Origin of the sequence: Prosthecobacter fluviatilis, assembly GCF_042655725.1 — a bacterium.
Lineage (GTDB): Bacteria > Verrucomicrobiota > Verrucomicrobiia > Verrucomicrobiales > Verrucomicrobiaceae > Prosthecobacter > Prosthecobacter fluviatilis.
This window is the reverse complement of the sequence record NZ_JBHSMQ010000002.1, coordinates 813,880-826,812: the sequence shown is the minus strand read 5'-3', so window position 1 is coordinate 826,812 and position 12,933 is coordinate 813,880. Positions and strand designations below refer to the sequence as shown.

The window sequence follows — 12,933 nt, the reverse complement described above, 5'->3', positions numbered from 1 at the left end:
TCCGGCTACAGACTGCTGCATTCTTCAGTGGATGGCTCATTTCGGTAGGGGGCGCGGACGGCGAGGGCGGAGTCTGTGACAATCCCGTCAGAGTGCAAGCAAAAGACAGGCAGGGATTTCGTGGACATCTAAGGCTTGTGCATCTCCGATTTCGACGCCTACAATGACTTCCGCACCATGACGTTCCCCAGCCCACGCTCCGCCGCACTTTCCTTTGGCATGCTGCTCTCTCTCGCTGCATGCGACCCCTCCGATGCTCCGGATGTGGAAAAAGCCATCAGCGATCTGGAAAAGCAGAAGCTGCAAAATTCCGCACCGCCAAAAAGCTCCCCCCAGCCGACCACACCCGCCAGCACTCCCCCGGCCATCCTGTCCGCCACCGGACTCAGTGCCAAAGATGAGCGCGCCGAAATCATCCTCCTCCTGCCAGACACCCGCATCGCCATGCAGGCCTTCCAGAGCAACGGCCTCGCCATGCTTGTCGGCAGAAAGGCGGGCTACAAGCTCACCACCAGCGACGCCGCTGGCAGCAGCACTCAGCAGATCGAGCAGCTCCGCCAGGCCATCGCCGCCAAACCCGCCGCCATCATCCTCAGCCCCATCGATCCCCCCGCCCTCGCCGCCCTGATCGTCGAGGCCCAGACCCACGGCATCACCGTCATCGGCCTCGACAAGCGCATGCTCAATGAAGGCTGCGCCAGCGTCGTCTTCACCGACCAGCGCCGCGTCGGACGCATGGCCGCAGACACCGTGGTCGAGGCCCTCAAGCGCAAGGCAGCAGAGGAAAACCGCGCCGAAATCACCGGCCGCGTCGTCCAGCTCCGCGGCTCCGCAGACAGCTACACCTCCAGTGAGCTCGCCGAAGGCTTCAGCGAAGGCCTCCGCACCCAGCCCGGCATCATCCTCGTCCATGACGCCCCCGCAGACTGGAGCACCGACACAGCCGCCAAATGCACCTCCGAAGCCTTCAGCCTTCAGAAAAATTTCGACGCTATTTACGCCCAGAGCGACGCCATGGCCGTCGGTGCCGCCAAAGCCGCCGAAGCCGCCGGTCAGCGCGACAGCATCTTCATCGTCGGCACAGACGGCCTTTCTGGCCAGAAGCGCGGCCTCGACCTCGTACGCCTCGGAGAGCTCGACGCCTCCGTCGTTCAGCCCGCCCTCGTGGACCTCGCCCTCCACATCATCACCAAAATGCGCACAGACAAAACCTTCAAACCCCAGCCCTCCTACGAAATCCAGCCCGTCGTGATCATGCCAAAAAATGTCGAGCAGATGTTCCGCACCGGCACCTACAAGCTCCCCCCTTTGTAACCGCCCTCCACCCCCTTCTCCCCATGATTTCCGCCCCACGTCTCCGCCTCGTACTCCTCTCCTCCGTGGGGCTCCTCGCCTCGCTCATCCGCATTTCCGCCCAGGAAGCCGAAACGCCAAAGCCCGACACCAAAGCCCAGCTCGAAGCCGCACAAAAGCTCGTCAAGCAGGTCTCCCCTGGCGTCTTCGACCTCAACGGCATCCAGATCACCGCCGCCACCCGCGAGCTCCGCATCCCCTGCTCCATCCTCCATCAAAAGCTCCCTATCGAGTACGCCCTCTGCCATGAAAACGGCGAGAAAGTGCACGAAACCATCCTCGAAACCAAGGTCCGCCCCATCCAGCTCCAGGTCGCCCTCCTCCTCGCCCGCTACGAGCCCGCCACCCTCGGCATCCTTGAAAAGCTCGATCCCAAAGCCGAGCGCCCCTACAAGGCCAAGGACACCGAACCCAAGACCCCCGGCGCCAACCGCCTCGCCATCCACGTCGAATGGAAGGACGGCGACAAAGTCAAAAACGTCCCCCTCTCCGACTTCATCCAGAACATCGAGACACGCAAAACGCCACCCGACCTCGACACCTGGATCTTCAACGGCTCCTTCATCGACGAAACCGGCTTCGCCGCCGAGCAGACCGGCTCCATCATCTCCACCTACGTGGACCGCGCCGCCATCATCAACTCCGCCGCCAAAGGCAACGAGCGCGACGACCTCTGGATCAGCATGCCCGTCAACATCCCTGCCGAAGGGACCCAGGTGACCCTAATCATCACCCCCGCGAAACAGTGAGTGCCTCGCAGAATGAGGGGGAGGATCGACACTTCTAAAATCAACAATCGTTGTTCATCAATCGTCAATCGCGCATAGCCACGACGCCTTCAGAACCAGAAGATTGACGATTGTCGAGCAATCGATTTTTGATTTTAGAAGTTCCAAACCACCGACGCACCCCTGCGGTGAGCAAAAACTCAATAACGGCGCGGTCAAAAAACGCCCACCACAGCTCAGGCATGGACAGAAATCGCCCAGCCTGAAAGAGGTGCCCCTTGCCCGTTGACGCCGCCCTCTTTCCACATCCAGTGCTCTGTACCATGAAAATCCCAGCCTTCCTTCTCACCCTGGCGCTAGGAACGACCGCCGCATTTCCCCAGGCCGCCACCCAGGCCTCTCGCAACGAGTCCCTCAAGCAGGAGCTCCGCCTCGGCGTCGAGCGTGGTCTCAACTTCCTCCGCTCCAAGCAAAACCCCGCCACCGGCCAGTGGGGTGAGTCTGAGCCCGTCGCCATGACGTCCCTCGCCATCATCGGCTTCATGCTCGACCCCAACCGCAAGCCCGGCGACCCCGTCCCCGCTGAAGTCGAAAAAGCCACCAAGTTCCTCGTCGCCCAGGCACGCCCGGATGGCGGCATCTTCATCAAAGGCCGTGGCAACTACAACACCGCCCTCGCCCTCACCGCACTCCTCCTCAACAACAAGCCCGAGAACGAGGAAGTCATGCTCAAGGCCCGCCGCTACCTCGTCCACTGCCAGGTGGATCTCGATGAAAAAGGCAAGCAGGACAATCCCCTCGATGGCGGCATCGGCTACGGCGACGAAAAAGGCATGCACGCAGACATGTCCAACCTGACCTTCGCCCTCGAAGCCCTTTACTACTCCCAGGCCCTCCTCGCAGACAAAGGCGACGCCGCCAAGAACGAGCCTCAGCTCAACGTCGCTGCCGCCATCGACTTCATCCAGCGCTGCCAGAACCGCCCTGAAAGCAACAAATCCTCCTGGGTCAGCAAAGACCCCGACGACGCCGGTGGCTTCATCTACAACCCCTCCGAAACCCGCGGTGCCAAAGTCACCAACCCCGACGGCAGCATCGCTCTCCGCAGCTACGGCAGCATCAGCTACGCCGGCCTTCTCAGCTTCGTCTATGCCGGCGTGGACAAAGACGACCCCCGCGTCAAAGCCGTCATCGAGTGGCTCCAAAACCACTACAACCCCGACGAAAACCCCGGCCTCGGCGCCGCCGGTCTCTACTACTACTACCAGACCATGAGCAAGGCCCTCAGCATCGCCGGGATCGACTACATCAAGACCAAGGACGGCAAGCTCATCGACTGGCGCAAAGACATCACCGAAAAACTCCTCAGCCTCCAGAAAGGCGACGGCTCCTGGTCCAACACCGAAGGCCGCTGGATGGAGTCCGACCCCGTCCTCACCACCAGCTACATCCTCATGGCCCTCGGCCGCATCCATCAGACCTTATAGTTGCCCAGTTGCGCCGCAACTGGTCTGGATAATTCAACGCCGCGCCCTCAAAAGCGCGGCGTTTTTTTGTGCCCCCACGCCAAAGCCCCCCGCCTGGCCACCGTCCCATTTGGTGGACTGCGGTCGCGCAGCGACGAAGGAGCGCCGCTGCCGCTTTCGACGGCCTCACTGACTCACGCGCACCCCCCTCGAATGCGGCAGCCAGCACTCCATCGCCAGCCCGCCAGACCAAAGTCCGCCCCAATCACACGAAAGCCACTTCCGCCACCCTCGAAACATCCTTCTCGACATCCCGCCGCCCCCTTCGGTAAACTCGCACCATGCACCGCGCCCGTTGCCTAGTCCTGCTTCTCACCCTTGGCTTCACCACCACTTTGGGTGCTGAGCCGGCCGGGATGATCACGCGTGTCTTCCAAACACCGAACGACTACGGTGGCGAATACACTCCTGGCGACCCCACGCTGACGCCACCCGGTGATCCGTTTTCAGACAAGCCGCCACCTGCGCCCGCTGCGGTGCTGCCACGCAAAAGAGCCCGGGACATTCTTGAGCATGCAGGCATCCCCTTCCCCGAGGGGGCCATGGTCAGGTTCAATCCCAACACGGGTCTCCTCAGCATCACCAACACCCCAGAGAATCTTGAGCTTGTAGAGGCCTTCCTAGACTCCATTCGCGTCCAGGGGCCCACCACGATCACCTACACGCTCACGGTGATCGAAGGCCCGGGGGATCTCATCCGCCAGGCCAATGCCACTGCCACGCGCAGCAGCAATGCCGCCGCCGAGCTGGCCCTGCTGCTGGAGCAGGCGAAAACCGCCGGCTCCAATGTCCGCGTCGTTGGCGATGCCTTTCTTGAAACCAAGTCCGGCTACTGCGCTTCCTCCGAAGCCGTGTGCGAACACTCCTATGCCAGCGAGTTCAACATGGACGCCAAAAGCCGTGCCTCCGTGACCCAGGACACACGCCTGATCGGCTTAAAATTGGTGCTGGAGCCGACCCTTGGCAGCGATCACCGCACCCTTGGAACCACCCTCAGCATCGAGCTGCATCCCGTGCCGCCGCTCGAGCGTCAGATCAGCCTTACCGAACCCGTCTCTGGCCAGATGGCGGAGTTTCCAGCCAGCGACATCTGCGGTGCTCACTTCACCACCATCGTTACCTCCAGCAGCGGCACCACCAAGCTCGTGGGCATCACCAAGCCCGTCGGGACCAGCCAGGAGAAAGAAGACATCCTGTGGGCCGCCTTTATCACCGGGACCGCAAACCATGCAGAGCCCGTTCCCTTTTCAAAAGCAGTCACTCCCGCACAGGTGGCGCAGGTTCCTCCCGGACTGATGGTGGCCGCTTTCAATGTCCCGGAAGACCTTTTCGAAAGCCTGATGGAAAAGCCCGGGCCGCTGCAGCCGTGGTTTGAGACCCAAGGCATCGTGCCCGTGAAGGGAGCCACTGCCACACATGAGGGCGGTGTGCTGCAGGTCATCAATACCACTGACAACATCGAGCGTATCGCCGCTCTGACCCAGGACTGCCTCTGCCGCACTCCCAAGACCATGGCCTTCACCCTGCATACCGTGCAGGCTCCTGCCGACCTCCTGCGCGATCTCACGCACCGCGCAGCGGCAGCCTCTGGCGATCAGACTGAAATGTGGGCCGCAGTGGAGGCCGCGATCTCCCGTGGTGAGGCAAAGATCATCGACTCCGCCTTTCTCGAAACCAAGCCCGGCACCCGCGCCACACACGCCGCCACCTGCGAGCACGAGTATGTTTCCGCGCTTGGCACCAGCGACAAGGGCCAGCCCAGCATTGCCTTTGAGATGCGCCCTGTGGGCTCGGTCTTCGAAATCGAGCCCACAGTGGGCAACGACGGCCACGATGTTCATATCAGCTACAGCTATGAGCTGCATTCCTCCGCGCCCATGGCGCGCCGCGGTCACTTCCGTAACCCCGGCTCCAAGCAAGCTTTTGAGATGCCTCTGGAAGACTTTCATTACTGCAAAATCACCACCGGGAGCATCATGCCCAGGGGAAGCATCAAGCTCCTCGCCCTCAACAAACCCACCGGCTGCAATGAGCCCGGCATGCTGTGGGCCACCTTCCTGAAATGCGACCTCGTGCCGCAAGTCGCGAAAGCCCGACCCGACCCCGCCTCAGTGGGCAAGCCCAAGCCCCAGCTCGATCCCAAAGCCTGGAACACCCGGCAGTACCGCGTGCCGCCAGATTTTCTCTCCTCATCCGGCCCGGCAACGCCTGAGCCACGGCCGCGCATCACGGCCAGATACATCCTCGAAGGCATAGGCATTCCCTTTCCTGAAGGAGCCGCCGCTTCCTACAATCCGGCAGTCTCCATCATGTTCGTAAAGAACACCAATGAGAACCTCGCGCTGGTGGACGCTTATGTGGAGTCCATCACAAGAACCGCTCCGAAGAACGTCGTGTTCATCACTCACATCCTCCAAGGCCCCGGCTCTCTCATGCGCCGCCTCACTGCCCAAGCCGCGAGCAAGAGCGACCACCGTGCCGAACTCGACGAACTCCTCGCCGCTGTAAAGGCAGGCAGCGTGCAGCATCTCAATACCGCACGCATCGAGACCCGCTCCGGAGAGCGCGCCACCACCCGTCAGGGCCGCGAGCACAGTGCAGTCTTCGGCGTAAGCGTGGACGACAAGGGCGAGCCATTCTTCAAGCAGGAGATGCGCAACGTGGGCCTCAAGATCGAACTCGAAGCCATCGTCGGCGCGGACGGCATCCTGGTGGAACTTGCACCGCTCATCGAATTCCACACCGCAGAGCCGCTCGAGCATCGGGAGGAGGTGATCGACACCCTGGGCGGCAAACTGGAACGCCCCCTCACCGACTACTTCACCTCCAAGATCACCACCGGCATCACCATCCCCTCCGGCTCCGCCCGCCTCCTCTCCCTCTACAAGCCCACCGGCAAACCCGAGTTCGAAAAAGAGGACATCCTCCAGGCCATCTTCATCACCTGCGACATCCTGCGTCTCGAAGATCCGGCCGTTCTCAAATAACCTCCTTCCTTAGCTATCTCATCCGCATGCACCGCATCCGCAGCATCCTTCTGCTTTGGGCCATCATCACTCTGGCCCATGGTGCAGAGCCAGCCAAAGACAAAGCATCCCCTCAAAGCCCTACTCCGGCCCCCGCCCTAGTGGACTTGGATGCAAAAGCACGGCTGATACAAAAGATGGATGAGATCATCATCCCCTCGGTTCATTTCAAAAACGCCACGCTTGAGCAAGCGCTGGATTTCCTCCGCAAAAAAAGCCGTGAACTGGACAAGTCACCTGCTCCAGATGGCACCAAAGGCGTCAGTCTCACCCTTCGCGAACCCGCTCCGCCAAAGGAGATCCGCATCACTCTGGATTTGAAAGAAGCGCCTTTGTCTGAAGCCCTGCGCTATGTAGCCGAACTCACCAATTTGGTGTACCGCGTGGAGGCTCAGGGAGTCGTTCTCACTGACATGCATGCCTACCGGCACGAGCGGCACACCCGCACCTTCAAAGTACCACCAGACTTTCTTTCGGTCGGAGGAGGCGAGGCTTCAGATGCTCCAGCAGATCCCTTCGCACCATCTGCGCCCAACCCTCCCCCCTCGGCCGGCTTGATACCACGAAAGACCGCGCAACAAATCCTCGAAGCTTCAGGCATCACCTTCCCCGAAGGCAGCAGCGCCAGTTTCAATCCACTGACGAACCTCCTCAGAGTCACCAACACCCAGCCCAATCTCGATCTGGTTGAGGCATACACTGAGTCATGTTGCTACAATCCGCCCAAAGTCATCGCCTTCAGCCTGACCATCTTCGAAGCTCCGGGCGATCTCATCCGCCAGATCAATGCCGAGGCCTCCAAGACTGCCAATGCCAGCAAGCAACTCACCTCCCTGCGTGATCTGGCTCAAAAGCCCGATTCCTCCGTTCGAGTCGCAGGCCACACCTTCATCGAAACAAAATCCGGCATCTCAGCCACCACAGAAGCCGAATCAGCCCCCAGGCTTTCAAACAGCGTCTCGCCAGATCCTGACAGGCAACCCACCGGCCTGCGCATCCAGCTCGAACCAACCATTCAAGCAGATGGCCAGACCATCGACCTCAGTCTCGACCTAGAACTGAGCCCGCCTTTATCCGCAAAAACAGAAGAGCCCAATCTCAGCCCCCCGCCTGCAAACAACACGTCCTTGGAGACCACGAGAGAAATACCAAAAGTGAACCTAACCTCCTCCCTTCTGGTTAGCAGCGGCACCACCAAACTGGCAGGCATTGCCCGCCCCCCCGGCCTGCCGCAGAAAACCGACGACATCCTCTGGGCCGTGTTCCTCACCACCTCCGTTCGTTATGTGGAAAATCCTCCACACCATCTCGCTCTCGGCACACACTCCACATCCACGCCACCCAAGGGCCTGTCCAGCATCACCTTCCAGATCACAGAGGGGCTCTTTGAGTCCATCATGGACCCCACCCCCAAACCGCTCCGGGATTGGTTCATCGACCAAGGTGTCACTTTCCCCTCAGGCTCCGTGATCAAGCTGGAAAACGACCTCCTTCGCATAACCAACACTCAGGAAAACATCGACTCCATCTCCATGCTGATCGCTGCTGCCGTTCAGAAGGCCTCCAAAACTGTCGCCGTCACTCTCCACACGGTCCGCCTGCCCCCATCCAGTTTGCCCAAGCTCTCCCAGGCCGCACTCACGTCCGCCGACCAGTCGGCCGAATGGAAAGAAGTCGAAGCAGCCGCCGCACGCGGCGAGGCCGCGTTCCTTGAGTCCTCTTTCTTCGAAACCAAGTCCGGCACTCGCTCCACCCATGTGGCCGCACGCGACTGCTATTTCCTTGATCGCACGCCGCCCAAAGAAAAAAATCCTCCCGCGATTTCCATCAAGGGCCGGCCCCTTGGATCCTTTCTGAAAATAGAACCCACCATAGGTGCCGATGGCCGGACCATCGATGTGACCTACAACCACGAGCTGCATGTCCCAGTTGGTGTCCCTGATGCAATTCCGCCCCATGATCCTGCTCAGGGCCAAAGCATCCCGCTTCCCAGCACCAGCTTCCGAGTGCTGAAAACCCACAGCCACACCACCATGCATGAGGGAGAAATCAGACTCATCGCCCTGCATCAGGACATCAGCAGCAGCCATGCAGACCACATCTGGGCCACCTTTCTGCAATGCTGCACCGTGCCTCACTTTCCCAAACCCAAAAAGGCCCTGGCAAACCAAATTCCTCCACAGGCAGGAAAGGAAGCACTGGAAACAAGAGCCTATCGTGTCCCCGCAGATTTTGTGCATCGCCTCATTTCCCTCGGCGCTCCTTCCCCGGCACCATCTGGAGATCCGTTTGCCATCGAAGCCACTCAAGCTCCGCGAAGACGAGAGCGCCCGCCCCGCCCGCTAGAAGATCTCGGAGTCACTTTTCCAGAGGGAGCCAGCGTTTCATACAACCCAAAGACCTCCACGTTAATCATGCGCAATACTCTGGCGAACCACGCCTTGATCACAGCAGTGGTGGACAAGATTCTCAGCTCCATGCCCTTTTCTGTAGCGTTCACCACCCACGTCCTGCAAGGCCCCGGCCCCCTCCTGCGCCGTCTCGCAGCCCAGGCATCCCGCAAAAGCGACCACCGTGCAGAGCTCGACGAACTCCTCGCCGCAGTGAAATCAGGTACCGTCCTCCACCTTGACACCGCCCGTCTCGAAACCAAGCCCGGCACCCGCGCCACCGTAAACCAAGGCTCCGAGCACCCATACATCTGCGAACTCAGCCTGGATGACAAAGGACTGCCCCTTTTCAAAAAAGAGCCCCGCTGCATTGGCCTCAATGTCGAACTCGAACCCACCACCAGCAAAGACAGCCCCTTCGTGGATCTGATCATCTCCGCCGAATACCACACAGCCCCTCCCCTCGATCACCGCGAGCACCTCATCGCCCCCCAGGGCCGCCGCCTCGATTTTCCTCTCACCGACCTCTTCACCTCCAAAACCGTCACCGCCATCACCCTCCCCTCCACCTCCGCCCGCCTCCTCTCCCTCTACAAGCCCACCGGCAAACCCGAGTTTGAAAAACAAGACATCCTCCAGGCCATCTTCATCACCTGCGACATCCTGCGTCTCGAAGATCCGACCGTTCTCAAGTAGCCTCTTTCCGTAGCTATCTCATCCCGTCATCTCATCCGCATGCACCGCATCCGCAGCATCCTTCTGCTTTGGGCCATCATCACTCTGGCCCATGGTGCAGAGCCAGCCAAAGACAAAGCATCCCCTCAAAGCCCCGCCCCAGTCTCTGCGCCAGTTGGCCTGGATGCCCGAGCCCGCCTGATGCAAAAAATGGATGAGATCATCCTCCCCACAGTTCACTTCGAAAACACCACCCTTGAGCAGGCGATTGAATTTCTCCGCAAGCAAAGCCGTGAACTGGACAAGTCATCCGCCCCCTCAGGCAGCAAGGGCGTGAACATCATCCTTCGCCTCGATGACACGCCAGACACCTCACCCATCAATCTGAATGTCAAAAATTTGCAGCTCTCCGAAGCCATCCGCTACGTCACCGAGCTCACGCAAACCAAATACAGAGTCGAACATAACTCTGTTCTCATCGTCCCCATCTCGGCAGAATTCGAGACTGAGCTGCACACACGCACCTTCAAAGTACCGCCAGATTTCCTCTCCAACCGCGATCTTTCCTACAACTCCAAGGCCGCCCCCTTCGATCCCTTTACCTCGGCCGACTTCAAGGCTGATTCCTCCCTCATGCCCATCACCGCCCGGCAGACACTCGAATCGGCGGGCGTGCATTTTTCCAAAGGAACCAGTGCCAGCTTCAATTGCCTCACAGGTCATCTCACTGTCACCAACACCCAGCCCAATCTCGATCTCGTCGAAGGCTTCATCGATGCCATCCACCGTGAGGCTCCCGTCAATATCGCTCTCACCGTCACCGTCATCGAAGGCCCGGGCGAACTCATCCGCCAGGCCGCCACTGCTGCAAAATCCACAACCGCTTTCAAGGAATTAAGCAATCTGCTCGCACAGGCGCAAAAGCCCGGCTCAAACGTTCGCGTCATCAGCGATGCCTTCCTAGAAGCTCAGTCCGGCGTCCGCTCCATTGTTGCAACCGTGCATGAGCACACCCCAGCCCACGTCTCCCCACTCGGCGCTGGAATCATCGCCCTCTCAGCCCCGCCCAAGCCACGCAAGAACGGCCTGCAGCTTTCCATCGAGCCCTCTACATGCGAAGATCGCAGCACCATCAAAGCTGCAATCAACCTGACCCTGAGCACCCCCGCTTCCGCTCCCCAGAAAGTGGCTTCTGAATCCACCCCGGGTGCAGATCACACACCCGAAGTTCCCCTCACCGACATTCCGGTCATCCATCTTGGCGCCGATGCCGTCATCAAAGACGGCGACACAAGCCTGCTCTGCGTCACCAGCCCTCTCGGCATGCCACAGGAAAAGGCAGACACCCTCTGCGCCGTGTTTCTCACCGCCAAACTCCGCACGGTCGAAGCCCTCCCCCCACCGCAGCCTCAGCCAGCCCCCAACGCTTCCATGCCCTCCGGCATGAAATTCACCGCTCTCGATGCACCAGCCGGTTTGTTCGATGAGTTTTTGCCTGCCACACCTCCCACCAGTCTCAAGAACTGGCTGACTGAAAAAGGCATCACCTTCCCTGAGGGCTCGTCCATCGAGCAGCGCGGCGACCAGCTATGGATCGTCAACACCCCTGACAACATCTCCTGCATTTCATCTCTCATCGACCAGTTGCTCAGACACCCATCCAAAAACATCGCCTGTACCTTGCATACTTTGGAGGCCCCCGCCCCCTTCCTGCGCGATCTCGCTCACCACACCCTCGCCTCGGCGGACGATTCTGCCATGTTCGCCGCCATCGAGGCCGCCGCCGCGCGTGGGGAGGCCAGTTTCATCGACTCCGCCTTCCTTCCCATCCGTTCCGGCAGCTTCGCCACCCGCCAGTCTGCACGTGAGCAAAGCTCGGTCATCAACACCGAATCCAAACCCCAGCAGCCTCGCCATCTCAGCTTCGACAGACGCATGGTTGGCTCCATGTTGGACATTACGGCAGACATCGGTGCCGACAGCAAAACCCTGCATGTGACCTACGAGCACGAATTGCATCCCGCCTCACAGCATTCATCAGGAACACCCGCCGCCGGTTTTCACTTCCACAAAACCTCCACCACCAGCTCCCTCACCAGTGGCAGCATCAAGCTCATCTCGCTCACTCCTCCCCCTGGTCGTGAGCAGTCCGGCAAACTCTGGGCCACATTTCTGAAATGCGATGTGGTTCCAATCCTCATCAAGCAGCCCAAGCTTTCTTCACCTCAGTCCCTCGCGTCGTCTTCACAGCCTGAGAAAATGATCGTGAAATATTTCACGCTTGAAGATGTGCTGTCAGCCTCGCTAGGCTCACCTGCACACACTAATGGCACCGATCCTTCTTCCCCCCCCTCGCCTTCAAAGGAAGGCATTACGCTGGTGCTAACCACCGCCGAATCCCGCGAAAAAAATCTTCAGCAAACATTCGAATCATACGGTGCCAGCTTTCCCCCAGGCTCCTACGTCCGTATGCTGGAGCAATTTCGCGGTTTCATCGTTCGAAACACTCCCGCCAACCTGGCCAAAATATCATTCGGCAAGCCCACGCCCGGCTCCGCCGTCATCACCGCACACATCTTCCAGGCCCCGGGCTCGCTGCTGCGTCAGCTCGCCGCTCAGGCCGCCCGAAAATCAGATCACCGGGCCGAACTCGACCAACTCCTCGCCACCGTAAAAGACGGAGAGGCAACCCACCTCGTCACCGCTCGTTTCGAGGCCTTATCAGGCACCTTTTCCACCTTGAAGCAGGGCGTGGAGCACACAACTTTGACAGGGGCATTCCTCACCAAAGACGAGGCCCCGGAAATCGTCTCCGATCACCGCAATGTTGGTTTCAAAATCGAACTCACCCCCACCATCGCAGCAGACGGAAAATGGAGCGAACTCACCATCGCCTCCGAATTCGACACCACCGTTCCATTCGAGCATCGCGCACGTACCTTCGACCTTCAGAACCGCCCCCTTGAGTTCCCTCTGACCGACTACTTCACCTCCAGGCTCCGAACCGAAATCTCCCTCCCCTCCGGCACCGCCCGACTCCTCTCCCTCTACAAGCCCACCGGCAAAGCCGAGTTCGAAAAAGAAGACATTCTCCAAGCCATCTTCATCACCTGCGACATCCTGCGTCTCGAAGATCCGGCCGTTATCAAGTAGCCTCTCTCCCACCGCATGTCTCCACGTGGGATGGGCATGGCGACAGCCCGCCCGTCTGCGAGCGCCCCTCATCCGTCTCGAC

At 60.0% G+C, this 12,933-nt stretch carries 7 protein-coding genes; 6 read left to right on the top strand and 1 reads right to left on the bottom strand.

Annotated elements, in window-relative coordinates; all coding sequences use genetic code 11:
* Positions 1-177 precede the first annotated feature (177 nt).
* Together ACFQDI_RS08330 and ACFQDI_RS08325 are read left to right on the top strand one after the other, a co-directional pair.
* Positions 178-1,314, top strand: coding sequence for a substrate-binding domain-containing protein (locus tag ACFQDI_RS08330; RefSeq protein WP_377165365.1), 1,137 nt, complete (start codon positions 178-180; stop codon positions 1,312-1,314).
* A gap of 23 nt (positions 1,315-1,337) precedes the next feature.
* Positions 1,338-2,102: a YdjY domain-containing protein gene (locus tag ACFQDI_RS08325; protein ID WP_377165363.1), complete on the top strand. Its 765-nt coding sequence runs from the start codon at positions 1,338-1,340 to the stop codon at positions 2,100-2,102.
* 64 nt (positions 2,103-2,166) lie between these two features.
* On the opposite strand, the gene ACFQDI_RS08320 is transcribed toward ACFQDI_RS08325, so the two are convergent.
* On the bottom strand, positions 2,167-2,325 hold the full coding sequence (locus tag ACFQDI_RS08320) for a hypothetical protein (RefSeq protein ID WP_377165361.1): 159 nt from the start codon (positions 2,323-2,325) through the stop codon (positions 2,167-2,169).
* A gap of 79 nt (positions 2,326-2,404) precedes the next feature.
* Here ACFQDI_RS08320 and ACFQDI_RS08315 point away from each other — a divergent pair, with 79 nt between their 5' ends.
* From ACFQDI_RS08315 to ACFQDI_RS08300, 4 genes are all read left to right on the top strand, one after another.
* On the top strand, positions 2,405-3,568 hold the full coding sequence (locus ACFQDI_RS08315; RefSeq protein WP_377165359.1) for a prenyltransferase/squalene oxidase repeat-containing protein: 1,164 nt from the start codon (positions 2,405-2,407) through the stop codon (positions 3,566-3,568).
* A gap of 320 nt (positions 3,569-3,888) precedes the next feature.
* Positions 3,889-6,594 carry a hypothetical protein gene (locus ACFQDI_RS08310; protein WP_377165357.1) on the top strand — a complete coding sequence of 902 codons (2,706 nt, stop codon included), beginning with the start codon at positions 3,889-3,891 and terminating at the stop codon, positions 6,592-6,594.
* 26 nt (positions 6,595-6,620) lie between these two features.
* The gene (locus ACFQDI_RS08305; protein WP_377165355.1) at positions 6,621-9,719 is read left to right on the top strand and encodes a hypothetical protein; all 3,099 of its coding nucleotides are present in this window, start codon (positions 6,621-6,623) and stop codon (positions 9,717-9,719) included.
* 39 nt (positions 9,720-9,758) lie between these two features.
* The gene (locus tag ACFQDI_RS08300; RefSeq protein ID WP_377165353.1) at positions 9,759-12,851 is read left to right on the top strand and encodes a hypothetical protein; all 3,093 of its coding nucleotides are present in this window, start codon (positions 9,759-9,761) and stop codon (positions 12,849-12,851) included.
* Positions 12,852-12,933: the final 82 nt, after the last annotated feature.